The sequence below is a fragment of the Sphingomonas sp. PAMC 26617 genome, from assembly GCF_000242835.1.
Taxonomy (GTDB): Bacteria; Pseudomonadota; Alphaproteobacteria; order Sphingomonadales; family Sphingomonadaceae; genus Sphingomonas.
Genome location: NZ_JH594425.1, coordinates 113175 through 137449, shown reverse-complemented (window position 1 = coordinate 137449; position 24275 = coordinate 113175). Strand labels below are relative to the sequence as shown.

24 protein-coding genes and 2 pseudogenes are annotated in these 24275 nt (G+C 67.9%); 10 read left to right on the top strand and 16 right to left on the bottom strand.

What is annotated here, in order from left to right:
- The first annotated feature begins 82 nt into the window (after positions 1 to 82).
- Entirely contained in the window at positions 83 to 808 is a 726-nt protein-coding gene (locus tag RH91_RS00600) for an SIMPL domain-containing protein (protein WP_010160519.1), read from the top strand.
- Positions 809 to 878: 70 nt separating this feature from the next.
- Here the strand turns inward: RH91_RS00600 and RH91_RS00595 are convergent, their stop codons facing one another.
- The 3 genes from RH91_RS00595 to RH91_RS00585 all read right to left on the bottom strand — a co-directional run bounded on the left by RH91_RS00595 (position 879) and on the right by RH91_RS00585 (position 1885).
- Positions 879 to 1133, bottom strand: coding sequence for a GlsB/YeaQ/YmgE family stress response membrane protein (locus tag RH91_RS00595; RefSeq protein ID WP_010217999.1), 255 nt, complete (start codon positions 1131 to 1133; stop codon positions 879 to 881).
- Between the two features lie 107 nt (positions 1134 to 1240).
- Positions 1241 to 1540: a CtrA inhibitor SciP gene (sciP, locus tag RH91_RS00590; RefSeq protein WP_010160517.1), complete on the bottom strand. Its 300-nt coding sequence runs from the start codon at positions 1538 to 1540 to the stop codon at positions 1241 to 1243.
- A 105-nt stretch (positions 1541 to 1645) separates the two neighbouring features.
- Positions 1646 to 1885, bottom strand: a complete 240-nt coding sequence (locus RH91_RS00585) for a hypothetical protein (RefSeq protein WP_232283360.1) — start codon at positions 1883 to 1885, stop codon at positions 1646 to 1648.
- A gap of 117 nt (positions 1886 to 2002) precedes the next feature.
- Here RH91_RS00585 and mnmA point away from each other — a divergent pair, with 117 nt between their 5' ends.
- Positions 2003 to 3130: a tRNA 2-thiouridine(34) synthase MnmA gene (gene mnmA / locus RH91_RS00580; protein WP_010160514.1), complete on the top strand. Its 1128-nt coding sequence runs from the start codon at positions 2003 to 2005 to the stop codon at positions 3128 to 3130.
- Positions 3131 to 3370: 240 nt separating this feature from the next.
- On the opposite strand, the gene wecC is transcribed toward mnmA, so the two are convergent.
- From wecC to dut, 5 genes are all read right to left on the bottom strand, one after another.
- A complete protein-coding gene (gene wecC, locus RH91_RS00575; RefSeq protein WP_010160513.1) occupies positions 3371 to 4669 on the bottom strand; it encodes a UDP-N-acetyl-D-mannosamine dehydrogenase in 1299 nt (432 codons plus the stop codon).
- On the bottom strand, positions 4653 to 5792 hold the full coding sequence (gene wecB, locus RH91_RS00570) for a non-hydrolyzing UDP-N-acetylglucosamine 2-epimerase (RefSeq protein WP_010160512.1): 1140 nt from the start codon (positions 5790 to 5792) through the stop codon (positions 4653 to 4655). Before wecB ends, wecC begins: the two co-directional genes overlap by 17 nt.
- Positions 5793 to 5826: 34 nt before the next feature.
- A complete protein-coding gene (locus RH91_RS00565) occupies positions 5827 to 6579 on the bottom strand; it encodes a HesA/MoeB/ThiF family protein (RefSeq protein ID WP_010160511.1) in 753 nt (250 codons plus the stop codon).
- Entirely contained in the window at positions 6576 to 6971 is a 396-nt protein-coding gene (locus RH91_RS00560; RefSeq protein WP_232283359.1) for a hypothetical protein, read from the bottom strand. The genes RH91_RS00565 and RH91_RS00560 overlap by 4 nt, the downstream gene beginning before the upstream one ends.
- 111 nt (positions 6972 to 7082) lie before the next feature.
- On the bottom strand, positions 7083 to 7574 hold the full coding sequence (gene dut, locus RH91_RS00555; RefSeq protein WP_010160509.1) for a dUTP diphosphatase: 492 nt from the start codon (positions 7572 to 7574) through the stop codon (positions 7083 to 7085).
- Positions 7575 to 7935: 361 nt separating this feature from the next.
- On the opposite strand from dut, the gene RH91_RS00550 reads away from it, so the two are divergent.
- The 4 genes from RH91_RS00550 (at position 7936) to RH91_RS00535 (ending at position 11146) form a co-directional block, all read left to right on the top strand.
- On the top strand, positions 7936 to 8541 hold the full coding sequence (locus tag RH91_RS00550) for an energy transducer TonB (RefSeq protein WP_232283358.1): 606 nt from the start codon (positions 7936 to 7938) through the stop codon (positions 8539 to 8541).
- 54 nt (positions 8542 to 8595) lie between these two features.
- The gene (locus tag RH91_RS00545; RefSeq protein ID WP_010160507.1) at positions 8596 to 9144 is read left to right on the top strand and encodes an RNA polymerase sigma factor; all 549 of its coding nucleotides are present in this window, start codon (positions 8596 to 8598) and stop codon (positions 9142 to 9144) included.
- A gap of 62 nt (positions 9145 to 9206) precedes the next feature.
- A complete protein-coding gene (locus RH91_RS00540; protein WP_010160506.1) occupies positions 9207 to 10208 on the top strand; it encodes a FecR family protein in 1002 nt (333 codons plus the stop codon).
- A gap of 254 nt (positions 10209 to 10462) precedes the next feature.
- Complete coding sequence (locus RH91_RS00535) at positions 10463 to 11146, top strand: helix-turn-helix transcriptional regulator (RefSeq protein WP_232283357.1); 684 nt, start codon at positions 10463 to 10465, stop codon at positions 11144 to 11146.
- Positions 11147 to 11173: 27 nt separating this feature from the next.
- Here the strand turns inward: RH91_RS00535 and kdsB are convergent, their stop codons facing one another.
- The 3 genes from kdsB to RH91_RS00520 form a co-directional block, all read right to left on the bottom strand.
- Positions 11174 to 12007: a 3-deoxy-manno-octulosonate cytidylyltransferase gene (gene kdsB, locus RH91_RS00530; protein ID WP_010160504.1), complete on the bottom strand. Its 834-nt coding sequence runs from the start codon at positions 12005 to 12007 to the stop codon at positions 11174 to 11176.
- Positions 12007 to 12999: a KpsF/GutQ family sugar-phosphate isomerase gene (locus RH91_RS00525; protein WP_010160503.1), complete on the bottom strand. Its 993-nt coding sequence runs from the start codon at positions 12997 to 12999 to the stop codon at positions 12007 to 12009. Before RH91_RS00525 ends, kdsB begins: the two co-directional genes overlap by 1 nt.
- A 135-nt stretch (positions 13000 to 13134) precedes the next feature.
- Positions 13135 to 13827, bottom strand: coding sequence for an STN domain-containing protein (locus tag RH91_RS00520; protein WP_010160502.1), 693 nt, complete (start codon positions 13825 to 13827; stop codon positions 13135 to 13137).
- A gap of 513 nt (positions 13828 to 14340) precedes the next feature.
- Between RH91_RS00520 and RH91_RS00510 the strand changes: the two genes are divergently transcribed.
- Both RH91_RS00510 and RH91_RS22935 read left to right on the top strand, forming a co-directional pair.
- On the top strand, positions 14341 to 16050 hold the full coding sequence (locus RH91_RS00510; RefSeq protein WP_010160501.1) for a ShlB/FhaC/HecB family hemolysin secretion/activation protein: 1710 nt from the start codon (positions 14341 to 14343) through the stop codon (positions 16048 to 16050).
- A 2-nt stretch (positions 16051 to 16052) separates the two neighbouring features.
- A pseudogene (locus tag RH91_RS22935) lies at positions 16053 to 17042 on the top strand (DUF2341 domain-containing protein); the annotation flags it as partial.
- Between the two features lie 330 nt (positions 17043 to 17372).
- Here RH91_RS22935 and RH91_RS22930 read toward each other — a convergent pair.
- On the bottom strand, positions 17373 to 17993 hold the full coding sequence (locus RH91_RS22930) for an ABC transporter permease (protein ID WP_232283558.1): 621 nt from the start codon (positions 17991 to 17993) through the stop codon (positions 17373 to 17375).
- Between the two features lie 358 nt (positions 17994 to 18351).
- Between RH91_RS22930 and RH91_RS00500 the strand changes: the two genes are divergently transcribed.
- Positions 18352 to 18576 (top strand): DUF3072 domain-containing protein, encoded by a 225-nt coding sequence (locus tag RH91_RS00500; RefSeq protein ID WP_010160498.1) that lies wholly within the window; start codon positions 18352 to 18354, stop codon positions 18574 to 18576.
- A 31-nt stretch (positions 18577 to 18607) separates the two neighbouring features.
- On the opposite strand, the pseudogene coaBC reads toward RH91_RS00500, so the two are convergent.
- The 4 genes and pseudogenes from coaBC to RH91_RS00480 form a co-directional block, all read right to left on the bottom strand.
- Positions 18608 to 19816: pseudogene (gene coaBC / locus RH91_RS00495) on the bottom strand (bifunctional phosphopantothenoylcysteine decarboxylase/phosphopantothenate--cysteine ligase CoaBC).
- A complete protein-coding gene (locus tag RH91_RS00490) occupies positions 19813 to 20865 on the bottom strand; it encodes a hypothetical protein (RefSeq protein ID WP_442852536.1) in 1053 nt (350 codons plus the stop codon). Before RH91_RS00490 ends, coaBC begins: the two are co-directional and overlap by 4 nt.
- A 62-nt stretch (positions 20866 to 20927) precedes the next feature.
- On the bottom strand, positions 20928 to 22463 hold the full coding sequence (gene ubiB / locus RH91_RS00485) for a 2-polyprenylphenol 6-hydroxylase (protein WP_010160496.1): 1536 nt from the start codon (positions 22461 to 22463) through the stop codon (positions 20928 to 20930).
- A gap of 139 nt (positions 22464 to 22602) precedes the next feature.
- Complete coding sequence (locus RH91_RS00480; protein ID WP_010160495.1) at positions 22603 to 23346, bottom strand: class I SAM-dependent methyltransferase; 744 nt, start codon at positions 23344 to 23346, stop codon at positions 22603 to 22605.
- 56 nt (positions 23347 to 23402) lie between these two features.
- Here RH91_RS00480 and mutM point away from each other — a divergent pair, with 56 nt between their 5' ends.
- The gene (gene mutM, locus RH91_RS00475; protein ID WP_010160494.1) at positions 23403 to 24212 is read left to right on the top strand and encodes a bifunctional DNA-formamidopyrimidine glycosylase/DNA-(apurinic or apyrimidinic site) lyase; all 810 of its coding nucleotides are present in this window, start codon (positions 23403 to 23405) and stop codon (positions 24210 to 24212) included.
- Positions 24213 to 24275: the final 63 nt, after the last annotated feature.

Genomic DNA, 24275 nt, shown 5'->3' with positions numbered 1-24275 from the left:
CGTTACGATTGTTCATCGCCCGTTTCAGGCAAAGCTGGCAACAGGGCGCTGCGCCGGGCCGGTTTGCCTGGCATATTGGGAGATGACGATGCGTTCGACGATGTTGCTGCTGGCCCCCGCGGTTCTGGGCGTGGCCGCCCCCGCCCTGGCGCAGACCGCGCCGACGATCCTCCCCGACGCGACGGTGCTCGAAGTATCCGCCGAAGGACGCACCACGCGGGTTCCCGACGTCGCGACGATCCGCGCTGGCGTCGTGACGCAGGGGCAGACCGCCGCCGTCGCCTTGTCGGAGAATGCGACGCGGATGACCCGCGTCCTCGCCGCGCTGAAGCAGGCGGGGGTCGCGCAGCGCGACATCCGGACCGCCAGCGTCGCCCTCAGCCCGCAATATCGCTACGCCGAGAACCAGCCGCCCGCGGTCACCGGCTATCAGGCGAGCAACAGCGTCTCGATCCGCTTCCGCGACGTGGCGAAATCGGGTGCGATCCTCGATGCGCTCGTCGCGCAGGGCGCGAACCAGATCGACGGACCGTCGCTGTCGCTCGATCAGCCCGAGGCGGCGCTGGACGAGGCGCGGGCAAACGCAGTCAAGATCGCACGCGCGCGGGCCGAGCTGTACGCCAAGGCGGCGGGCTTGAGCGTCGCGCGGATCGTGACGATCAGCGAGAATGGCGCGAACGACGGGTCGAACCCGCAGCCGCCGATCTATGCGATGGCGCGGGCGATGAAGGCCAGCGAATCGACCCCGATCGCTGCCGGGGAAACGCAGGTCAGCGTTTCGGTATCGGTGCGCTTCTTGTTGAAATAGAACGATAAATACAAAAAAGGCCGCTGGGTTTCCCCAGCGGCCCATCGTGTTCGGGTCGAACGGTTCGCTGTTAGCGAACGGTACCGCGACGCACGAGATTGACGATCGCGAGCAGGATCACCGCGCCGATCAGCGAATAGATGAACGTGTTGATGGTGATGGCTTCATTGATGCCCGCACCGAACAGGAACGACGCGATCACCGAGCCGATGATGCCGACGACGACGTTAAGCACCATACCCTGCTGGCCATCGGTCCGCATGATCATGCTGGCAAGCCAACCGCACACGCCACCGACGACGAGCCAAACAATAAGTCCAACCATTTTACCCTCCGTTGCCCGGGTCCATCCGGGTTCACGGAAGCAAGACTCTCAACCAGCAAATTTTGTTCCGGCCCCGGTTCGAGCAAAAGCCGTTGCCGCTTTGGCAATCAGTATTTTTGCTGACGCTCGTACAGCGACTTGTAATGCTGGATCCGCGTGACGCGAAGCCCCGGCATTCCCGAGCGATCGATCGCGCGTTGCCAGCCCGCGAATTCCTCGACCGTCAGGCCATAGCGTTCGCAGACCTCGTCGACCGACAGCAGCCCGCCATTGACCGCAGCGACGACCTCCGCCTTGCGGCGTACGACCCAACGCGTCGTCTCGGGCGGCGGCAGCGTGTCGAGCGTCAGCGGCTCTCCAAGCGGTCCGATCACCTTGGCCGGGCGGATCTTCTGGTTCTCGATCATTCTAAAGGACCTCGTCTTGGGGCGGGGGGGCCCCGGCATTTCAATCGTTACGGTCTTAAACAGTGGACTTGAACGCTGGCTAAAGCGTCTGGGTAAACGGCGCGTTCACGCTTTCCTCCGCTCGCCGCATTTTTCGAGCAGATCCCAGACGGCAACGTTGAACGCCCCGTGCGCCGGGACGAACGGATCGCTGCGATGGATTCGCGGCAGCCCGGCCTGGACCATCGCGGTCGGACTCGCCGCCTGTCGCGCCGCCACGCCGACCATCAGCACGGCAAGGTCGGGCGGGAGCGCCACGACCTGCCCGTCTGCTTCAAATCGGGAGAAACTCAGGTCCACACACATACTTCCAAGAGGCGAGTATCGGTGTTGTAGAGGCAAGGTCTTAAAGGGCGCGTAAAGCCCGGGATTATTTTCGGACGATTTTGCATGTGCGGCCCGGAACGCCTATCTGGTCGCATCATGACAGACGCAGACTTTCAGTTGGGGCCCGACAGCGCGGGCAAGCGCATCGTCGTGGCGATGTCCGGCGGGGTCGACAGCTCGGTCGTCGCCGCGTTGGCGGCGTGCAGCGGGGCCGAGGTGATCGGGATCACGCTCCAGCTCTACGATCACGGCGAAGCGGTGGGGCGCGCGGGATCGTGCTGCGCGGGGCGCGACATTCGCGATGCGCGCGGCGTGTGCGACCGGCTGGGCATCGCGCATTATGTGTTCGACCACGAAACGCGCTTCCGCGACCAGGTGATCGACCGGTTCGCCGACGACTATCTCGCCGGGCGAACGCCGATCCCGTGCATCCAGTGCAACATGGGGCCGAAATTCACCGATCTGCTCAGCGCCGCGCGCGATCTGGGGGCGGATTGCCTCGCCACCGGCCATTATGTCCGGCGGGTCGAGGGTCCGGCAGGCGCCGAGCTGCACCGTGCGATCGACCCGGCGCGGGACCAGAGCTATTTCCTGTTCGCCACGACGCAGACGCAGCTCGACTATCTGCGTTTCCCGCTGGGCGGCCTGCCCAAGACCCGCGTGCGCGAAATCGCCGCCGAGCTCGGGCTGGGGGTTGCGGGCAAGCCCGACAGCCAGGACATCTGCTTCGTCCCCGACGGCAATTACGCCGCGCTCGTCAAGAAACTGCGACCCGAGGCGGATACCGCGGGCGAGATCGTCGATGCGGCGGGCCGCGTACTCGGGCGGCACAAGGGGCTGATCCACTTCACGGTCGGGCAGCGGCGCGGGCTCGAGATCGGCGGAACGCCCGAACCCTTGTACGTCATCCGGCTGGAAGCCGACACGCGGCGCGTCGTCGTCGGCCCGCGCGCCGCGCTGGCGGTGCGCGCGGCGCGGCTGAGCGGGATCAACTGGCTCGGGGGCGGGTATGACGGGCCGCTCACCGCCAAGGTGCGATCGCTCGCCAAGCCGGTGCCGGCACGACGCGACGGGGATTGGGTGGTGTTCGATTCACCCGAATATGGCGTCGCGCCGGGGCAGGCGACCGTGCTGTACGGCGGCGACCGGGTGATCGGCGGCGGGTGGATCGAGGAAACCGAGAGCGCTTATGCCGGGGCGGAGGCGGTCGCGGTTTCGGGGTGAGGGTGTAGCGTCCGACGCTGCGAAAACCTACGTGGTGTCGGGTTTCTCGACTTCGCTCGAAACGAACGGATGGGGTGTGGTCAGGCTCTTGCCAGCTGCGGGGGCTCGACCTGCCTCGTTAGTTTCGGGGCTAGCTCCCCTCCCAACCGTTCGTTTCGAGCGTAGTCGAGAAACATGGCACGGCGCGTGTAACCGCTTCTCGACTGCGATCGAAGCAAACGGGGGAGGGGAGAAACGGTGTCACCCCGCGAGCCGCATCGGCTCGACCCGCGCCACGGCGCGCGGCTGGTCCGGCCAGATGCCGCGCGTGTCGTAGACGAGCTTGTCGGCGCGCTCGTCGACCGGGACCGACTTGAACACGTCGTGATCGACCAGCACGATCATGATCCCGCAGGTCTCGATCGCGGTGTCGATGTCGGCGAGCCGCGCGCCGGTGCCGTCGAACGCGGCGGGGAGCGTGTTGGTGTAGGGCTCGACCACGCACAGCCGGTCGCCGAAGCGCTGCGCGAGCGCGGTCGCGACCTTGAGCGCTGGGCTTTCGCGGAAATCGTCGATGTTCGCCTTGAACGCGAGGCCAAGGCACGCGACCGTCATCCCCGGATTGGCCGCGACCATCGCCTCGGCGCGCGCGACGACATAGTCGATCTTCGCGTCGTTCACTTCGCGCGCGGTGCGGATCAGCGGGGTGTTGGCGGGGTCGGCGTGGACGAGGAACCACGGGTCGACCGCGATGCAATGCCCGCCGACGCCGGGGCCGGGCGACAGGATGTTGACGCGCGGATGGCGGTTGGCGAGGCGGATCACCTCCCACACGTCGACGTCCATCGTGTCGGCGACGCGGCTGAGTTCGTTCGCGAAGGCGATGTTGACGTCGCGGAACGCGTTTTCGGTGAGCTTGGTCATTTCGGCCGCGCGGCTGGTGGTGGTGACGCACGCGCCGCGCACGAACCGACGGTAGAATTGCAGTGCTTTCCGCGCACAGCGCGGGGTGATGCCGCCGATCACGCGATCATTGTCGATCAGCTCGACGAGGATCCGGCCGGGGAGGACTCGCTCGGGGCAATAGGCGATCGCGACGTCGGCGCTCTCGCCGGTCTTGCCGGGGACTTTCAGATCGGGGCGCAACTGCGCGAGCAGGTCGCGGACCTTCTCGGTCGTGCCGACCGGCGAGGTCGATTCGAGGATCACCACGTCGCCCGCCTTGAGCACGGTGGCGATCGTCGTCGCGGCGCGCAGGACATAACCGATGTTGGGGGCGTGATCGTCCGCGAACGGCGTCGGGACCGCGATGACGAACACGTCGGCGGGTTCGATCTGGGTCGCGGCGCGCAGATAGCCGCGCGCGACGACGCCCGAGACGAGCCCGTCGAGATCGACTTCCTCGATATGGACCTTACCCGAATTGACCGTCTCGACGACGTGTTCGGACACGTCGATGCCGAGCACTTTCGCGCCGGTCCGCGCGATCACCGCGGCGGTGGGGAGGCCGATATAGCCAAGGCCGACGACGACGACGTTAAGCTCAGAATCCGAAACCATCGGCTACACCCTTTGCGATCCGTGCGGACGCATGGCCGTCGCCGAACGGATTGTGGGCGCGGGCCATGGCCTGGTACGCAGCCTTGTCGTCGATGAGCGTTGATATTTCGGAAACGATGCGGTCGCTGTCGGTGCCGATCAGCCGCGCGGTGCCCGCTTCCACGCCTTCGGGGCGTTCGGTCGTCTCGCGCATCACCAGCACGGGCTTGGCGAGCGCGGGCGCTTCCTCCTGCACGCCGCCCGAATCGGTGAGCACGATATGCGCGAGATCGAGCGCGCGGATGAAGTGCGGGTAATCGAGCGGGTCGATCCGCGCGATGTTGGCGCGTTGCCCGAGCAGCGCGTCCATCACCGCGACGACATTGGGGTTGGGATGGACCGGGAACAGGATCGCGGTGTCGTCGCGCGCAGCGATCCGCGCGAGCGCGCGCGCGATGTTTTCCATGCCGCCGCCGAAATTCTCGCGACGGTGCGTGGTGACGAGGACGATGCGCTTGCCGGCGAAGCGCGTGACAATCGCGTCGAGGCCGGCGGCGAGCGACGGATCGGCGGCGAGCTTTGCGCGGGTGGCGTGGAGCGCGTCGATGACGGTGTTGCCGGTGACGTGGATCGTCGCGGGGTCGACGTTCTCGCGGCGGAGCGCGGCGGCGGCGGTTTCGGTCGGGGCGTAATGCTGATCGGCGATCGGCGCGACGATCCGGCGGTTCACCTCCTCGGGCCACGGGTGATAGATGTCGCCCGAGCGCAGGCCCGCCTCGACATGCGCGACGGGGATCTTGCGGTAATAGGCCGCGAGCGCGCCGACCATCGCGGTGGCGGTGTCGCCCTGGACGATCACGCGGTCGGGCCGCTCGGCGTCCATCACCTCGCCGAGCGCGACGAGCAGCCGCGCGGTGAGCCGGTCGAGCGACTGGCCGGGCTCCATCAGGTCGAGATCGATATCGGGGGTCAGCCCCGCAATCGCGAGGACCTGGTCGAGCAACCCGCGGTGCTGCGCGGTGACGCAGGTGCGGACCACCAGCCCCGGCGTGGCGGCGAGCGCCGCGACGACCGGGAACAGCTTGATCGCCTCGGGACGAGTGCCGAAGATGACGAGGACTTTGCGGGGATGGGGCGCGCTCATCCCGCGGGCTTACCGCCGATCGCTTAAGGTCGGGCTAACCGCAACCCGGGCATCCGGGGTCTTTCGGCAATTTGATCGTGCGGAAACGAAAGGCGAGCGCATCGACCAGCAGCAGCTTGCCCGCGCTGTCCTCGCCGAAGCCGACGATGCTGCGCATCGCCTCGAGCGCGGCGAGGCTCCCCATTACCCCGGTCATCGCGCCGATCACGCCCTGCTCGGCGCAACTGTCACCCGCGGTGTCGACGCTGTTGCCGACAAAGCAGCGGTAGCACGGCTTGTCCGGCTCCCACCCGCGGAACACGCCGAGCTGGCCCTCGAACTGCCCGACCGCCGAGGAGACGAGCGGGATGCGCAGCGCATGCGCCGCATCCGCGACCGCGAGGCGGGTGGCGAAACTGTCGGTGCCGTCGAGCACGACGTCGACTCCGGCGAGCAGCGTCGCGGCGTTGGTCGGATCAAGGCGCTGCTGGAGCGGTTCGATCGTGACGTGCGGGGTGATCCGTTCCGCCGCCGCGCGTGCGGCTGCGACCTTGGCGGTGCCGACGTCGGCGTCGCCGAACAGCGTCTGCCGCTGGAGGTTGGAGAGGTCGACATGGTCGTCGTCGATCAGCACCAGCCGGCCGACCCCTGCTGCTGCAAGATACTGGATCGCGGGGCTGCCGATCCCGCCTGCGCCGACCACCGCGACGCTCGCCGTTTTCAGCTTCAACTGCCCCGCGCCGCCGACTTCGCGCAGGACGATATGGCGGGCGTAGCGATCGAGTTCGGCGTCTTCGAGCGTGCTCATTCGTGCCAGTCGAACACGATGGAGGTGCGATACCAGGTTTCGCCCGTCCGCGCGGTCGGGATCAGGTTGCCGCGCGCGAAGCCGGTGACGAGGCCGACCGCATATTGCTCGACCGTCGGGCAGCCGATCGCGTGCGGGACGATCCGGCGGACCGCGCCGTCGGTGCCGACCAGCGTCGCGACGTCGACGCGCACGACATAGTGGCCGTCGCCCGGGCGTTGCGCGGCGCAGCGACCCGCCGCGATCTCGCTCGCGACGAAGCGCGTCACCTGCGGGGTCACCTGACGGGGTGCGACATAGGGCAGCTGGATCATCGCCGACCAGTCGGACGGCAGCGCCGGCGGCGGGGTGGGCTGCGGCTCCGCCTGCATCAGAAGTAAGGCTAGTATCATCGTCCCTTCGATCTGCCCGTGCGGGCATCCGCCATATCGGCCGCGCGATTGCGGTTTTCCACTATAGCGCGCTCAGCCGAGACCGAAACAGGCCCGGAACGGTCGACCGGCTCAGGGTTCGCGTCGAATGCCGGTCGAGCCGAAGCCGCCGAGACCGCGGGTCGTCCCGGTGCTGAAGGTGTCGACCACGCGCAATGTCGGGCGCAGGATCGGCACGAAGACGAGCTGCGCGATCCGGTCGCCCGGCTGGATCACCAGCGGTTCGGAGCCGGGGGGCGTTCGCAGCCACGCGCTGATATAGATCTGGTCGCAATAATCCGCGTCGATCAGCCCGACCGACTGGCCGAGGATCAGCCCCTTCTTGTGGCCGAGGCCCGAACGCGCGAGCAGGATGGCGGCCATGCCGGGGTCGTTCATCAGCACCGCGATGCCCGACGGGATGAGGACCGCGGGGGCCTGTGGCTGGAGCGTCAGTGGTTCCGCGATGCAGGCGTGGAGATCGAGCCCCGCCGCCATGTCGGTCTGGTAGCGCGGCAGGCCCCAGCCATGGAGCCGGTCGTCGAGGATCCGCAATTCGACGTCGATCCGGGCCGAGTCTGTCATCTGTGTCTGTTCCCATGCCCAACCGCGGCGGCGGTGCTGGCGGCCCCGTGGTGCAGCGCGTGCCATACCGGCAAGTCCGCGGCGGGCCAACCGCCGACGGGGGCCGTCCGCGTTTCTGTCCGGCGCTTCGGCAATGGCGGTGAGTCCGGTGTTTTCAGCGCACAAGGGGAATCTTAACTCGGTAAATCCCTAGCTGGGAAAGTCACCAGCTACACCATGTCACACGAACGTCCCAAACGATGGTCTAGATAGTGAGTGTCACCGCGACTCCATGCGAGTAATCATGCCCGCCACCAACCGAATCAACTTGTTGAGTATGGTCTGCTCCTGTGTGGCGCATGCGGCAATCCTTGGCGGTTGCTTGCTCGCCGGCTATCGCATGCCGCATGGCGCGACCGTGCCAGTGCCGCACGGTGCCGTGATGGCGGTTTCGTTCGCCCCGGTGCCGCGCGCCGCCGCGCCGCAGCGGAGCCTGCCGCCGATTCGCAGCGCGGCGGCAGCGGCGGCCATCGCACCCCCCGGGGCACCGCGTTCCCAAACGGGAAGCGCGACTCCGGACGCGACCGTCGCACCGGCCGGCGCGGCCGATGCGGCCTCCATGCCCGACGCCGCGCCCGTCGCACCCAGGGTTCCGGATGGCGCCGCAGCACAGGACACGCTGGCGACCTATCAACGGCAGTTGTACGAAACGATCGCGCGCAACAGCCGCTACCCCGCCGCCGCGCGCCGGCTGCATCTGTCCGGCGTGACGCAGCTCGCCTTTCGCCTCGACCGCGCCGGCAACGTGCTGACCAGCTGGATTCAGGAAAGCTCGGGGTCCGACGTGCTCGACACCGCCGCGACCGACGCGCTGACGCGGGCGCAACCCCTGCCGCCGATCCCGGTGGCGCTGCCGGCGCGGATGGATTTCGTGATCGAACTCGACTCCGCCGCCATCCAGCAGGTCGCCAGCGGATCGGCACGGTAAGCCGATGGACGCTGTCTGTTCCTTCGCGGGATCCTGCATGACCGGAGCGCTGGCGTGACGACCAGCCGCAACGGGCTCGTCAGCCTCCTCATTTCGGCCTATCCCGAGTTCCGGCGACGGCTCGCGGGGCGGCTGGGTTCGGCGGATCTGGCGAACGAGGCGCTGCAGGACACCTACATCCGGCTCAGTCGTGCCGAGAATCTCGGCGAGATCCGCAACCCGCGCTCCTATATCCTCGTCACCGCGCTCAACATCGCGAAGAACAACACACGCCCCGAAGCGCGCCACCTGTCCTCGGCGGAGATCGATCCGCTGATCGATATCCCCGACGAGACACCCGATGCGTTGCGCACGCTGGAGGCGCGGTCCGAGCTCGCGGCGGTCGAACGCGCATTGCGCGAACTGGCCCCGCGGCGCCGCGCGATGTTCCTGCGGTTCTGGGTCGAAGGATCCGGATACAAGGATCTGGCGATCGAATTCAACGTGTCGGAACGGACGGTGCGGCACGAATTGCTGCTCGCAAACCGCTACGTTCACGCCGCGACCGCGAATTTTTGTGTGGCGGAGTTGCAAAAACGGCTCGCCCAAGTGTCATCACTGTAGGGATTGAGTACGATGCTGGTTGGCAGCGCGTTTGCCCTTGAGCGATTGGGTACCATGTCACGATGACGGAACGCCTGGATTGGGAAGACGATCTGGCGCGCCTGCGGCTGGAGGGGCTCGATCATCTGACTCGCCTTCGCTCGGGCGAGGCGACCGACCATGACGCCGCCGCCTTCATCACCTGGCGCGCGACGAGCCCGGCGCATGAGGAAGCCTTTCGCTCCGCGATCCGCCTGACTCGCCTGATCCCGCACGCCCGGCCCGGTCAGCCAAGCCGGACCTGCCCGGCGGCGAACGACGACGGCGCGGCGGTGGCGTCGCGCGGGGTCCTCGGTCGGCCCCTGAGCCGGCGCGGCATCCTAGGCGGTGCGCTCGCCGCCTCGGTGGCGGGGGGCGCCGTGTTCGCGGGGCGGACGCTCGACGTTCTTCCCGCACCGTCCGTTTTCACGGCAGACGTGCGGACCGGACCCGGCGAACGCCGGCGGATCCGGCTGGCCGGTGGCGCGCTGGCCGATCTCAACACGCGGACGAGTGTCGGCCTGCGGACCGGGCTGGGGATGCCTGCGATCGACCTGATCGACGGCGAGGCGATCATCGCGGACGGGCCATCGGCGCGCGCCGCGGTACTGGCGGGGCCGGGGCAGGGGACCGTGACCGCAGGCCGGATGAGCGCGCGGCGCGACGGCGACCAGGTCTGTATCACCTGCCTCGAGGGGACCGTCGCGGTCGCCTGGTCCGGGGAGACGCGGAGGCTCGAGCCGAGCGAAGCGGTCCGGTACGATCGCAGCGGGATCGGTGCGGTCGAGCGCGGGGCCGACCCGGCGGTCCTCACCGCGTGGCAGAGAGGGACGCTGATCTTCCACGACATGCCGATGCGCGACGTGGTGGTCGAGCTCAACCGCTACCGCGCCGGCAGGATCTTCCTGGCCGACCGTCGCCTTGCCGACCGGCGGCTGAGCGGGACGTACGCCATGAACCGGTTGGACGCCTTCTTCGACCAGGCGGAACTGGGCCTGGGCGTCAGGATTTACCGGCTTCCGGGCAATGTCGTCATACTGACATGATCGGCAGGACGAGCGCGCGCAAATGGGCGGTATCGTAACAAAACTGCAGTAAAAAACTTTTGCCAAACCTGTGCTTTCGACGTGTCCTTGAAGCGGGGAACAGTCAGGGGGCAGCGATGTTGATAAGCCGGGTACCGCACGACGATGTGGGGCAGACATTCTCTAATGTGTTCATCGCGAAGACTGTCCCGCGCGCCGTTCCGCCCGCGAAGGACTCGTCGGCTGTCATCGAAACCTGTAGGACGGCAGCGGAATTGCGGACATGGCTGCTCAAGTTCGCGCGCGGACTCGGCTTCTACGGCGCGCGCTACATTCAACTCAGGCGGCTGTGCTGGGGGCTTGGCGACGCGGACAGCGCGCAGCCAATCCGCTATCTGTCGACCTCGAGCCAGGCAGACCGCGAGGACGAGCAATGGATCCGGGCGGACCCGTCGATCGGCCAGATCCGGAACGCCTTCGCCCCCTTCGCCTGGTCGACGCGGTCGGGGCAGGACGTGACGCCGCAACAGCGCGCGTGGCTCGATGGCGAGCGCAGTCGCGGGATCGATGCCGGGCTGACGATCCCGGTGCAGGACAGCGAAGGGTGTCCCGCGTATCTCAACCTGTTCGGGATCGACGAGGCCGCCGTCCGCGATCTCATCGACGCGCGCGCAGCCGAACTGGCCTTCACCGCGGCGCAATTCCACGCGCGCGCCAAGGCGCTGGTCCCGGTCGCGCATTGGGTCGGGCATGGCCCGAAACTGTCGAACCGCGAGATCGAGTGTCTTCGGCTCGCGGCCTTCGGGCAGAACGTCAACGAGAGCGGGCAGACGTTGGGCATCTCGGGTCGGACGGTCGAGTTCCACTTGCGCAACGCGCTCGACAAGCTTGGCGCGCCGACCAAGATCCGCGCCGTCGTCCTTGCGTTCGGCACTGGCATCGTCGCGGCGCAGGCCTGAGGGCTTCGCTTCGGCGGCGGTGCCGGATCAGGCGAGGCGGCGTTCGGCGAGGGCCGCCTCGACGCTTGCGATATCGGCCGGGTGGCTCACCGCCCGCAACCCCCCGGGGGGATCGCACACTTCGATCATGCGGATCGTGATCCCGATGTGGAGGAACCGTAGTTGCTCGAGCCCCTCGGCAAGTTCGAGTGCGGAGGGAGCTTCGCTGGCGTAACAGGCGAGCGCCGCGCGACGGTCGGCGAAGACGCTCAGCGGAACGTGGACGATGGGGTCGCGCAGGCGATCCGGCATGAACGGCAGGATCTGGCGCGAGAAATACAGCGCGTTGCACGCCCGGTCGCAAACGACGGTCGTGCCATCGACCGTCCCCGCGCGTGCATCGGCCAGAAGCCGCGCGGCCATCAGCGGCGAGCAGCGGACCATCGGCGCGGCAACCCCGATCGTCGGATCGGAGAGCATCGTGTCGAGCAGCGCATCGATCGCGAGCGGCGGGATCAGCGGTGCTTCCCCTTGCAGGTTGACGATGACGTCCGCGTCGATCCCCGCCGACCGAACCGCATCCCAGCAGCGCTCGGTTCCGTTGCGGCAGGACCGCGCGGTCATCGCGACCCGCGCGCCGATCCGCAGCGCCTCTTCGGCGACGCGGTGATCGTCGGTCGCGATCCAGATCTCGCTGATCCCGCCGACGCCGGAGGCGACTTCCCACGTCCGCTCGAGCACGGATTTGACAGCGCCGCCGGCCCCGCGCAGCGGCGCGAGCGGCTTTCCCGGGAAGCGGGTCGAGCCAAAGCGCGCGGGAACGACGATCGCGACGCGCGGTGGGGATGGCGGGACATCGCTCCCGCCGACCAGCGTCAGCATCACGCGATCCCGAGCCACAGCAGATCGTGGATATGCACCAGCCCGCGGACACGGCCGCTTGCCTCGGAATCGATCACGACCACCGACGTGATGCGCGCGCCCGCCATCAGCACGAGCGCGTCGCGCGCCATCGCGCCGAGCGAGAGCGTCCGCGGTCGCGGCACCATGACGTCCGCGGCGGTCGCGTCGGTCAGGCGCAGCGCGTTGCGCCGGATGTCGCCGTCGGTGATGATGCCCAGCAGCCGCTGTTGCGAATCGATCACGATCGCCTGTCCGAGCCCTTTTTCCGAAACCATCGCGAGGACGGCGGGGAGCGGGCAATCCGGCGCGACCAGCGGGAGCGCGTCGCCGCTGTGCATGAACCCCTCGACCGCGACGAGATCGAGCCCGAGGCGGCTTCCCGGGTGCAGGTCGACCAGATCCCGCGCGTCGAGCCCGCGCAGCCGCAGCAGCGCGACCGCCAGCGCATCCCCCAGCGCCAGCATCATCGTCGTCGACGTGGTCGGGGAGCGGCCGAACGGGCAGGCTTCGGCGCGCGCCGGGAGCATTAGGACGACGTCCGCCGCATCGGCGATCGCGGACTGACCGGTGGCGGTGATCGCGATGATCGGCACCGCCAGCATGGCCGCGCGGCGGACGATGATGCCGAGCTCGCGCGCGTCGCCCGAGTTGGACAGCATCAGCAGCGCGTCGCCGCGCAGGATCGTCCCGATATCGCCGTGGACCGCATCGCCGGCATGCAGGAAGCACGCGGGCGTCCCGCTTGCCATCAGGGTCGAGGCGATCTTGTCCGCGATCTGCCCGGCCCCGCCTAGTCCGCAGACGATGAGCCGTCCTGCGGTCGCCTGGATGAGCTGGACCGCCCGGCCGAATGTCTGATCGAGCCCCTGGGCGAGCGCCCACAGCGCTTCCGCCTCGGTCGCGATTGTGCGGCGCCCCATCGCGATTGCCCCGCTCGGGTCGGTCTCGTGCTTCTGGGGTAAGCGTATCATGACGTCCCGATCGTCCTTCCCCGCGCTGTGGCCGCCCGCCTCTGCGTTCTAGGATTGATCGCGGCGTGCCGGACTGGGGTAATCCGCAGGGCGGCGCGGCAGGCAGGTGTCGGATGTGCAGCGCCGCGGGCGCGACTAGCGCGTCCGGCCCCTGAGACTGAGGCGCAAGGGTTGCGCGAGGCCGTCGGGCGGGGGCGGCACGACGGTATCGGTGAGCACGGCGGCCACCGCCCGGTCGCCGCGCGTCTGTCCGGTTCCCTTGGACAGCCGGATGCCGACGACGTGCCCGTGGTCGTCGATGCTGAGATCGGCGAGCACCGTGAAGGCAAGGCCGCTGGTCCGGCGGTCGGCGCGGAGGTGCTCCTCGAACGCGGTTTCGAGGATGCCGTAATAGGCCAGCCGTGCCACCGGGGAGGGGCGTCCGATCGCGACGCGTTCGCGCACGACGATCCGCCCGAGCGAAATCGGTGCGGCTTGCGGCGATGCGGCGGGGAGCGTCAGGATCGCGGCGTTTGGCCGGGTGTAGCGGGGGATCAGCCCCGTCCCCGCCAGCAACCGGCGCAGCGCCTCGCGCGGGGTATAGCTGCCGCGGACGGGGCTGGACCGCCGCCCGGTGGCAAGCGCGGCATCATACAGGAGCTGGACCTCGGTCACGCGGAAATAGCGGTCGAGCGCGGCGTCGAGCGGCAACGACGGTATGTCGAACGCGATCGCGCGATCGGAGGCGGCTTGCTGCGCTACGGCTGCGTCTCGCAGCAGTGTCGCGTCGCCGGCGGCGGCGAGCAGCAGCGATCCCGCAACCATGCGAAAGGTCTTCAGGCGCGGCATCGCCGAATACGGTAAGCGGCGGGGCACCCTGTGGCGAGACAAGATCGCGATATCCATGAAAATAGGACCACCCGTTGCCGGAACGGAGGGCTGCCTGGATGACGCCGCGCGATCCGGCAAGATCGATTGTCGCGGTTGTAGAGGCCGTGTGCTGTCAGCCGCCTCGATACGCCAGAATCCTGTCAAAGATATAGAGAGTGCAACAGGTTGAAGGCCGGTCCGGGCCAGTTGTCGTCACCATTTTGTAACAAAAAACTTTTGCCATTTTACCGCCTGGCTGTGTCCTTTCAGCAGGAGCTTGTTCCGGGGGGTAAGATCACATGGTATCGAGCAGTGCGTTCGTGCGTCACGTCACGGGCGGGATTGGCCACGGCGGTGTCGCAACACGGTGGATCGGCCCGGTTACGCATTCTGTTCGCGCGACGACTGCTTGGGTTGCAGGTGTCGGGTCGCTCCGTCCGACGGTGACGACGCTGCTGGCGATGGTTTTCGCCGGACCCATCCGGGCCTGACATGCGCCATTTCCAGACGATCTCCAGCGGGCTGTTCCTGGCGGTTTGCGCCGTGGCGGTACCGGGTATCGCGGTCGCGCAAGCCGGTCCGCCCAGGGCGCCGGGCGGCGAGGCGCAACCGACGAGCGCGCCGGAACGCTTCCTGATCAGCGCGATTGACGTGTCCGGCGTGACGAAGCTGACGGCGGCGGACGTCGAACGGCTGATCTATCCGCATCTCGGCCCGGACCGGACCAATGCCGATGTGATCGCCGCGCAAAAGGCGTTGCAGGAGGCCTATGCCGCACGCGGCTATGAGGCGGTCGACGTCACGATCCCGATCCAGCCGAACGATCTGTTCGCGCGCGGGATCGTCCAGATCACGGTCAGCGAGACGCCGCTCGGCAAGGTGCAGGTCGTCGACTCGCGGCATCATTCGGTCGCGACCGCGCGGGCGCAGATCCCGTCGCTGGTCGAGGGGCAGCCGATCGACCTCAAGGCGTTCCAGCGCGACATCAGCGACGCCAACCGCTTCCCCGATCGCCTCATCAGCCCGCGCTTCAAGGCGGGGAGCGTTCCCGGCACGATCGACGTCGACCTCAAGGTCGACGACAGCCTGCCGGTCCACGCCTCGCTCGAACTCAACAACGACAACAGCCCCAATACCAAGCCGCTCCGCCTCAGCGGCACGGTGCGCTACACCAACGTCCTGGGGCTGGGGCATACGCTCTCGGTCACGGGATCGCTCGCGCCGGAGGATACGCGGCAGAGCGCGGTGATCTCGGGATCGTATAATGCGCCGATCCTCGGCTCACCCTGGTCGTTCCTGCTCTACGGCTATCGCTCGAACAGCAATGTCGCCGCGCTGGGCGGGACTAACGTGCTCGGCAACGGCTATCAGATCGGGCTGCGCGCGACGTACCGGCTGCCGAGCGAAAAGACCTTCCAGCAGATCAGCTTCGGCCCCGATTTCAAGGCGTTCAAGGAAAACATCTCGTTCCAGGGGGCGGCGCTCCAGCCGACCACGATCCGCTATGTCCCGGTCGTCGCGGAATATACTCTGACCGGCGCGGACGAGCACTCGAGCTATGGCCTGTCGTTCGGAACGACCGCGGGGGTGCGGGTCGTCCGGCGGGACGCCTGTTTCGACAATCCGTTCGGCAGCGCGCCCCCGGCCGACGTCGCGACATGTTCGCTCGGCGGCGGCAAGACCGGGATCGTCGCGGACCAGTTCACCGGCCGCGGCGTCGATGCGAGCGAGAACTTCCTGCACTGGAACCTCGACCTCAATTACACCCGGCTGCTGCCCGCCGACATCCAGGCGGCGCTGCGCTTCACCGGGCAATTGGCGGATGCGAGCCTCGTCACCAACGAGCAATTCTCGCTCGGCGGCATGTCGAGCGTGCGCGGCTATTACGTGTCCGAGGCGGTCGGCGACGACGGCTTCGTCTCGTCGTTCGAACTGCGCTCGCCAAGTCTCGCGCCGGTGTTCGGGTCGTTCGTCGACGATCTGCGCCTCTTCGCATTCGGCGACGCCGGCTACGCGCGAATCCGCGCACCGCTGGCATCCCAGGCCGATCTGTTCCGCCTTTCGAGCACCGGCGGGGGGCTGCGGGTGCAGATCTTCAAGACGATCAGCGGCGAAGCGCTGGTCGGCGTTCCATTGCGTCGAGGGCCCGTCTCGCGACGGTACGACCCGCGCTACAGTTTTTCTATCAAGGGCGGGTTCTGATCATGGTTTTGACTTGGGGGATAGCGACCGTGCGGCGATATATTCTGGCGCTGGTGCTTGCAGTCTGTACGATCACGTCACCGGCGCATGCGCAGCAGGCCACCGGCTGGTGGAGCAAGGACTGGCCGTATCGCAAGGCGGTGACGGTCGATACCGCGCCGTCGGGCGCGAACCTGAGCGGCGCGATCGGGCGGACGGTGCTGCTGGTCCGGCTCCATAACGGCAATTTCACCTTCCCAGACGCGCTTGAGAATGGCGCCGACCTCCGCGTCGTCGACAGCGACGGCAAGACGCCGCTGCCGTTCCATATCGAACGGTTCGACGCGACCAACGGGATCGCGGCGCTGTGGGTTGCGGTCCCCAAGCTGACCGGCGGCGAGAAGCGCACGCTGTGGATCTATTTCGGCAACAAGAATGCGACCGCCGCGAGCGATGTCGCGGGGACCTATGATCCCGACACGATCGCGGCCTATCACTTCAGCGAGAATGCCGGGCAGCCGGTCCGCGACCTGACCGCCTACAAGAACAATGCGCAGAACGCTGCGCCGGGGCGCGACGACAATGGCATCATCGCGCGCGCCGCGAAATTCGCGGGGCAGGGCGAACTGGTGGTGCCGGCAAGCCCCTCGCTCACGATGGCGGCGGGCAAGCCGCTGACGATCGAAAGCTGGGTCAAGCTCGACAAGCTCGACGGCGAGCAGGCGACCTTTGCGCGGGGGGCACTCGTCCTCGGCTTCGCCAACGGGCTGCCGTTCGCGCAGATCGGCGGGCAGCGGCTGCAGGGAACGACGCCGGTCCAGCCGGGCGCCTGGGCGCATCTCGCCTTCGTCGCCGACGGGATGGCCAATCGGTTGTACGTCAACGGGGTCGAGGCCGCACAGGGCGCGGGCGCGCTGCCCGCGCTCGATGGACCGATGACGCTCGGCGGCGCGGCAGGGCGGCCGTTCAGCGGCGAGCTCGACGAGACTCGTCTGTCGCGGACCGCGCTGCCGGCGGCGATGATCCTCGCGAGCGCGCAGGGCGAAGGCCCGTCGAACAAGCTGCTGAGCGTCGCGGATGCGGCCGAGCGGCAGAGCGCGGGTGGCGGGACGCTGATGTTCATCATCGGCAAGATCGAGGCGGTTGACGGCGCGATCATCGCGATCTGCCTGCTGATGCTCGCGGTCGCGCTCGCGGTGATGGCGGCCAAGGCCCGCTATGTCGGCCGGGCGCGGCGCGCCAACGCCGCGTTCATGAAGCGCTTCCGGGCGATGCACGAGCAGCTGGTCAGCGTGAAGACCGTCGCGGGAATTTCGCCGCGCGAAGTCGCGGTCGTCGCTGGATCACCGCTCGGGCGGATCTACGAGGAGGGGATCGACGAGGTCGAGGTGCGCCGCAGCCTCTATGGCAACCGGCCGCTGACCGAGCGGCGACCACGACAGATAGCCACGATAGGGTTGCGGGATCCACTGCAGCACGAAGAACGCACCCGACAGCGGCATCGCGATATACGTCACCGGATGAACCAGCTTGTTGAAGGCCTTGCTGAAATAGGATCCGGTCGCGATCCCCATCGACAAAGCGAGCGAGAACCAGGTCAGCAGCACGATGCCCGCAAGCAACCGCAGCGGACGGGCGGGCCAGTCCGCGATGCCAAAAGCGATGGCGAGGGACAGAAGCAAGGCGAGCGCCGCCATCGTCGCCAGCAGTTCGAGGATCGCGCGGGCGAGCAGCATGTCGAGGATCGTAACCGCGCGGTGGAACAGCAAGGCCTTGTTTGCATCGAGCGTCGTCTCCGCCCGCGTCACGATCGACCGGAAGATCATGAAGGTGCAATATCCGATGAGCGTGAAGGGGATCAGCCGCAGGTCCGAGGTGTAATGCCCACCGCCAGTCCCGCCGCTGCCGACGTGGATGAGCGCGACCGAGGCCGCGAGCATCGCGGGTTCGACCAGCATCCACATGTATCCGATGTTGGCGCGTCCGTAGCGCGTCTGGATTTCCCGCATGATCAGCGCGCCGATCACATGACGCTGGACATCCGCGCCGTCGACGGTCCGCCGCAGCCAACGGCGCAGGTCCTGCGCCATCAGCACTTTGGCGCACCGATCAGGCTGCCGGAGGCTCGTAGGGTCGGAATGCGTGTCATCTGGATCCGGCAGGGGCAGCGGTGATGTGCCCGCCTCCGCTATCGCTGATGTCCCGCGACCGGCGGCTCGGGATTCCCCGAGTGGCGGCGAAGAAATCGCGTCGCTGCGTTATTCTGGAACCGGAAAGTCATTCGCGGGTTCGGAACATACGAGAAACATCGAGAGACCCATCATGGCCGAACAGCTGCACAATCCGAAGCTCGACGAACATCCCGATTCGAACACCGAGAAAGACCCGGCGGACTGGGTCTCGGGCGGTGATCCGATGACCGGGGCGCAGGCGTCCTACCTCACCACCCTCTGCGAAGAAGCCAAGGTCGAGGCCCCCAGCGCCGACCTGAGCAAGGCCGATGCATCGAAGATGATCGACGAACTGAAGCAGAAGCTCGGGCACTGAGCCCGGGCTGCCCGGACCGCCATCCCTGACCTCAGGGGTGGCGGCGGGCGGTATCCAGCGCAAGCAGGGCGCTGGCGATGCGCTCGGCGAGACGGTCGGCGACCTGATCCTTCGGCATCCGCGCCCAAGTCTCGACACCCGTTGCGGTGACGATATGGACGCTGTTGGCATCCCCGCCCATCACATCGCCCGACACGTCATTGGCGACGATCCAGTCGACCGTCTTGCGCAGTCGCTTGGCGCTGGCATGTTCCACCACGCGCTCGGTCTCCGCGGCAAAACCGATCAGCAGTCCTGGCCGGTTCGGGCTCCTGGCAAGCGTTGCGAGAATGTCCGGGTTCTCGACCAGCCGCAGCACGGGGGCTTCCGCCCCCTTCTTGATTTTCTGCGCTGCACCCTCGACGCGCCAGTCGGCGACGGCGGCGACCATCACCGCAGCATCGACCGGGAGCGCGGCCGCGACCGCCGCCGCCATCTCCAGCGCCGTCTCAACATCGATCCGTTCCACACCGGCTGGCGTCGGCAGGGTCACCGGTCCCGCCACCAGCGTCACCCGCGCACCCCGTCGCGCGAGCGCGGCAGCAATCGCGAAGCCCTGTTTTCCCGACGATCGGTTGGCCAGATAGCGGACCGGATCGATCGGCTCGTGCGTCGGCCCGGCGGTGACCAGGATATGCTTGCCGTCCAGCATCGCGACCAGCGTCCCTCAGCCGTTCAGCAACTGGAGGATCGCGGCGAGGATGGCGGGTGGCTCGGGCAGGCGCCCGGGGCCGAATTCGCCGCACGCCATCGCGCCCTCGTCGGGGTCGAGCACCGTGATCCCGTCGCCGCGCAGCGTCGCGACATTGCGGACGGTGGCGGGGTGTTGCCACATCCGCAAGTTCATCGCGGGGGCGGCGAGGACTCGCTTGTCGGTCGCGAGCAGCAGCGTCGTCGCGAGATCATCCGCGATTCCCGCCGCCATCTTCGCCATCAGGTCGGCGGTGGCGGGGGCGACGACGACCAGATCGGCCTCGCGGCTGAGCTGGATATGCCCCATCTCGACCTCGTCCTTCAGGTCCCACAGGCTGGTGTGCACCGGGTTCTCGGACAGCGCGGCGAGCGTCATCGGCGTGACGAAATGCGCGCCGCCGTCGGTCAGCACGCATTTGACCGAGATGCCGGCCTTGCGACACAGCCGGATCAGTTCGCTTGCCTTATACGCCGCGATCCCGCCGCCGATGATCAGCAGGATCTTCATCGCACCAGCCGCGTGACCGTGATCCGCCGCCGGTCGCGCGCGCGCGAGACGAGGTCGCGCAGGCCATCGGGCGCAAAGGCGAGGCCGACGAGAAGGACAGGCGCGATCATCAGGCCCCAATAGAAGGTGTCGGCTCGCCCGAACAGCCCGAGCAGCGCGGCATAGCCGCAGAAGACCGTCAGTGTGCGCAGCGCGAGCGGCTCGACCCAGCTCGCCCAGCCGAACAGCGCGACCCCGACCAGCGGGGCCGCGACCACCAGCGGCGCAAGGGTGAGCGCGGTCGACGCGGCCATTGCCCGGACGAAGAAGCCGAATCCGAGCAGGCCCGCCCAACCTGGCGATGCAGGATCGGTCGGCCGGACGACGTCGGCGACGGCATGCGCATGAAAGGCGAGGACGAGCGCCAGCACCGCCATCGTCGCGCCCCAGCCAAACGCTTCGCGGCGATTGCCCTCGGCAAAGGCAAGCACCGCCATGATGCCGACATACAGGACCGCCGTCTCGCGGATCAGCATCGCGACCAGCCCGATCGCGACGGCGGCCGACCATCGATCATCGCGTCGCAACGCGAGCGACAGTGCGATCAGCAAACCCGCCCAGATCTCGTGGAAGCCGATCAGGTCGCGCTGGACGAACGCCGCCATGCCCCCCGCCAGCAACAGCATCGCGCACGTCAGCGGGAGCGTCCGCAGGAAGGCGGGGCGCAACCGGACGAACCACGCAGCGGCGGTTCCCGCGACCAGGGCGTAGAGCAGCGTCTCCATGACCGACTGCGGGACATGGGCCTCGACCACCGCCAACGCGGGCAACCGGAAGGTGACGAACGGCCGCAGCGGGTAATCGCCACGCCGAAGCGCGTTGGCGGTGACGCTGTAATAGTCACCGCCACCGCGGATCCCCGATACGATCGCACCGTATAACGCCGTGTCGGTCTGGGTCGTGTCGCCCGCTACTGTAGCCGGCGGCGGGCTCGCCAGCGCCAGCAGTGTCGCGGCGAGCAGCAGCACGAATGCCCCCAACCCCCAGCGCGCCTGCGTCCGGTTCAGCATCGCGAAGCGCGACGGTCCGGCAAGCCAGAGCGGCGGCCGCGGGGTCGTCGGCGGCGGCGTGGCTACCCCCACAGCACCCATCCGATACCGAGGCTGGCGGCGGCGCTGACGATCGCGACCGTGGCATAGCGCCAGCCGCCGCCGAAGCGGACGATCTCGATGTGCCGCAGCGGCGGCTCGGGCGGCGCGCCCGGCGGGTTGGGGAAGCGCAGCTCGATGTTGCGGATCAGGTCGGGCAGCCGCGCGAACGTGCGCAGATCGGTGACGATCCGGTCCGCGACCGCCGCTTCCGGCCCGAGCTCGGTGCGGATCCACTCCCGCACGAACGGCGCGGCGGCATCCCACAGGTTGATCTCGGGATCGAGGCTGGTGGCCACGCCCTCGACCATCACCATCGTCTTCTGCAGCAGCAGCAGGTGCGGCTGGGTCTGCATGTCGAAATCACGCGTGATGTTGAACAGCCCGTCGAGCATCATCCCGATCGACATGTCCTTGACCGCCATCCCGCGCATCGGCTCGCCGACCGCACGCAAAGCGGTCGCGAACTCGGCGACATTGTGGTGCGAGGGCACATAGCCCGCCTCGAAATGGATCTCCGCGACGCGTTTGTAGTTGCCGGTGATCAGCCCGTAGAGGATCTCCGCCAGCCACACCCGCGCACGCCGGTCGATCCGGCCCATGATGCCGAAGTCGATCGCGGCGATCTTGTTGCCGGGAAGCGCGAACAGATTGCCCTGGTGCATGTCGGCATGGAAGAACCCTTCCGCGATCGCCTGGCGCAAAAAGGCGTGGACCAACGTGTCGGCGAGCTTGGGCAGGTCGTAGCCTGCCGCGATCAGCGCGGCGCGGTTCGACAGCTTGATCCCGTCGATCCATTCGAGCGTCAGCACCTTGCCGGTGGTGCGCTGCCAGTCGATCGTCGGAACCTTGAAGTCGGGCTCCGCTTCCATCGAATCGGCGAGCTCGGACGCGGACGCGGCCTCGCGCCGCAGGTCAAGCTCGCGCGCGGTCCAGCGCTTGAACGTCTCGATCGTCAGGCGTGGGCGAAGCCGTGACAGTTCGCCGCCCATCGCCTCGACCTGCGCGGCGGCCCATTCATACGTGTCGATCGCGCGGGTGAAGTCTTCCTCGACCCCGGGGCGGAGCACCTTGATCGCGACGGTGCGGCCATCGGTCGTCACCGCGCGGTGGACCTGCGCGATCGACGCGGCGCCGACGGGCACCGGCTCGATCGACCGGAACAACTCGGCCGGGTCGCGCTGGAACGCGCGGGTCAGCGCGGCGTGGATCGTCTCGTACGGGACGGGGGGCAGCGCATCCTGCAACCGCATCAGGTCGAGCGCGGCGGCGTCGCCGACCATGTCGGGGCGAGTCGCCAGCGTCTGGCCGAGCTTGATCGCGGCGGGACCGATCGCCTGGAGCGCATCGGCATAGCGCGGCACCTTGGGCACGCGCGCACCGAACCGTGCGATCCGCGCGAGGCGGCGCACCGGGGCAGGGGTGTTGAGGTCGCGCTCGATGCCTTGCAGGGCACCGTGGCGCGCGAGAATGCGGCCCCATTTCAGCAGGCGCCAGAGATGGACGGCAGGCGCGGTCATGCTCTTCTCCCCTCCCCTTCAGGGGAGGGGTTGGGGGTGGGGCAGTGCTGGGTGATTGGGCAGGCGTAGGCGCAATGACCCACTACGGCCCCACCCCAACCCCTCCCCTGAAGGGGAGGGGCTTTTTGGGTCGGCCGCATCAAATCTTCCAGCCGTGGTGAATCGCGACCAGCCCGCCCAGCATCGGCTCGACCCCGGTCTGGACGAAGCCCGCGTCGCGGATCATCCCCTCGAAGGTCGGCATGTCGGGGAAGCGCCGGATCGACTCGATCAGATAGCGATAGCTCTCCGAATCCTGTGCGAGCAGTTTGCCGAGCTGCGGCACGACCTTGTGCGAATAGGCGTCGTACACGTCCGCGAACCCCGGCCACACGGTGGTCGAGAATTCGAGGCAGAAGAACCGCCCGCCCCGCCGCAACACGCGGTGCGCCTCGCGCAGGGCCTTGGGGATGTCGGTCACGTTCCGGATTCCGAACGCGATCGTGTACGCATCGAAGAAGCGGTCGGGGAAGGTCAGCGTCTCGGCATTCGCCTCGGTCCAGACGAGTCCGTCGATCCCGCGCTTTGCCGCGCGCTCCATGCCCACTTCGAGCATTTGCGGGTTGATGTCCGCAACCGTCACGCTCGCACCCGATTCGGCGATGCGGAACGCGATGTCGCCGGTGCCGCCCGCCATGTCGAGGATCTGCTCGCCGTCGCGCGGCTTGAGGCGGCGGACGAAGCGATCCTTCCACACGCGGTGCATGCCGCCCGACATCGCGTCGTTCATGATGTCGTAGCGGGCCGCGACGCTCGAGAAAACGCCGCCGACGCGGGCGGTCTTCTCGGAGGCGGGGATGTCTTCGTAGCCGAAGGAGACGGTGCTGGGCGCGGGGTCGGTCATGCGGCCTGCTCTAGCCAGTGCTTGTGGCGCGGGCAAACGCAACCTAGCTGATTGCGATGCCAGAATTGCCCGAAGTCGAAACCACCGTGCGGGGCCTGCGCCCCGTACTCGAAGGGCAGCGCATTACCGCGGTCCAGTTGCGTCGTCCCGACCTGCGGCGGCCGTTCCCGGAGGATCTCGGACAACGGCTGACCGGCGCGACCGTGACCGCGCTCGGGCGGCGCGCCAAATACGGGCTGATCGACACCGACCGCGGCGATACGATGATCTTCCACCTCGGCATGTCGGGGCGCTGGCGAGTCGATCCGGCGGAGCTGTTGCCGCACGATCATCTGATTCTCGAAACCGCGCAGCACCGGCTCGCGCTCAACGATGCGCGGCGGTTCGGCTCGGTCGATCTGGTCGCGACCGAATCGCTTGCGGCGTTTCCGGCGTTCCTCGCGCTCGGGCCCGAACCTTTGGGACCCGACCTGACCGCGGCCTATCTCCACCGGATGCTCAAGGACCGGATCGCCTCGATCAAGCTGATGCTGCTCGACCAGCGGATCGTCGCGGGGCTGGGCAACATCTATGTGTGCGAGGCGCTGTTCCTTGCGGGCATCTCTCCCAAGCGCGCGGCGGGCAAGGTGTCGCGCGCCCGGCTCGAGCGACTCGTGCCTGCGATTCGCACGGTGCTGCTCGCCGCGATCGAGGCGGGGGGATCGACCCTGCGCGATTATGCCAAGCCCGACGGCGAGCTCGGATATTTTTCCAAGCAGTTCGCGGTCTATGGCCGGGACGGGCAGCCCTGCGCCTGTGGCGGGTTGGTTCAGCGCTATGCCGAAGGGGGGCGGTCGACGTTCTGGTGCCCGGTTTGTCAGCGCTAATTCTGTGCATAGTGATTGACCGGGGACACGCTTCTCGGTAAGGGCAGCGGCTTCCGGGGCCGG

Excerpts from the sequence above, each read along its gene's own strand:
- RH91_RS00600 (WP_010160519.1), top strand. The coding sequence starts at position 83 with ATGACGATGCGTTCGACGATGTTGCTGCTGGCCCCCGCGGTTCTGGGC.
- RH91_RS00595 (WP_010217999.1), bottom strand. The coding sequence starts at position 1,133 with ATGGTTGGACTTATTGTTTGGCTCGTCGTCGGTGGCGTGTGCGGTTGG.
- sciP (WP_010160517.1), bottom strand. The coding sequence starts at position 1,540 with ATGATCGAGAACCAGAAGATCCGCCCGGCCAAGGTGATCGGACCGCTT.
- RH91_RS00585 (WP_232283360.1), bottom strand. The coding sequence starts at position 1,885 with ATGTGTGTGGACCTGAGTTTCTCCCGATTTGAAGCAGACGGGCAGGTC.
- mnmA (WP_010160514.1), top strand. The coding sequence starts at position 2,003 with ATGACAGACGCAGACTTTCAGTTGGGGCCCGACAGCGCGGGCAAGCGC.
- wecC (WP_010160513.1), bottom strand. The coding sequence starts at position 4,669 with ATGGTTTCGGATTCTGAGCTTAACGTCGTCGTCGTCGGCCTTGGCTAT.
- wecB (WP_010160512.1), bottom strand. The coding sequence starts at position 5,792 with ATGAGCGCGCCCCATCCCCGCAAAGTCCTCGTCATCTTCGGCACTCGT.
- RH91_RS00565 (WP_010160511.1), bottom strand. The coding sequence starts at position 6,579 with ATGAGCACGCTCGAAGACGCCGAACTCGATCGCTACGCCCGCCATATC.
- RH91_RS00560 (WP_232283359.1), bottom strand. The coding sequence starts at position 6,971 with ATGATACTAGCCTTACTTCTGATGCAGGCGGAGCCGCAGCCCACCCCG.
- dut (WP_010160509.1), bottom strand. The coding sequence starts at position 7,574 with ATGACAGACTCGGCCCGGATCGACGTCGAATTGCGGATCCTCGACGAC.
- RH91_RS00540 (WP_010160506.1), top strand. The coding sequence starts at position 9,207 with ATGACGGAACGCCTGGATTGGGAAGACGATCTGGCGCGCCTGCGGCTG.
- kdsB (WP_010160504.1), bottom strand. The coding sequence starts at position 12,007 with ATGCTGACGCTGGTCGGCGGGAGCGATGTCCCGCCATCCCCACCGCGC.
- RH91_RS00525 (WP_010160503.1), bottom strand. The coding sequence starts at position 12,999 with ATGATACGCTTACCCCAGAAGCACGAGACCGACCCGAGCGGGGCAATC.
- RH91_RS00520 (WP_010160502.1), bottom strand. The coding sequence starts at position 13,827 with ATGCCGCGCCTGAAGACCTTTCGCATGGTTGCGGGATCGCTGCTGCTC.
- RH91_RS00510 (WP_010160501.1), top strand. The coding sequence starts at position 14,341 with ATGCGCCATTTCCAGACGATCTCCAGCGGGCTGTTCCTGGCGGTTTGC.
- RH91_RS22930 (WP_232283558.1), bottom strand. The coding sequence starts at position 17,993 with ATGTGGATGCTGGTCGAACCCGCGATGCTCGCGGCCTCGGTCGCGCTC.
- RH91_RS00500 (WP_010160498.1), top strand. The coding sequence starts at position 18,352 with ATGGCCGAACAGCTGCACAATCCGAAGCTCGACGAACATCCCGATTCG.
- RH91_RS00490 (WP_442852536.1), bottom strand. The coding sequence starts at position 20,865 with ATGCTGAACCGGACGCAGGCGCGCTGGGGGTTGGGGGCATTCGTGCTG.
- ubiB (WP_010160496.1), bottom strand. The coding sequence starts at position 22,463 with ATGACCGCGCCTGCCGTCCATCTCTGGCGCCTGCTGAAATGGGGCCGC.
- RH91_RS00480 (WP_010160495.1), bottom strand. The coding sequence starts at position 23,346 with ATGACCGACCCCGCGCCCAGCACCGTCTCCTTCGGCTACGAAGACATC.
- mutM (WP_010160494.1), top strand. The coding sequence starts at position 23,403 with ATGCCAGAATTGCCCGAAGTCGAAACCACCGTGCGGGGCCTGCGCCCC.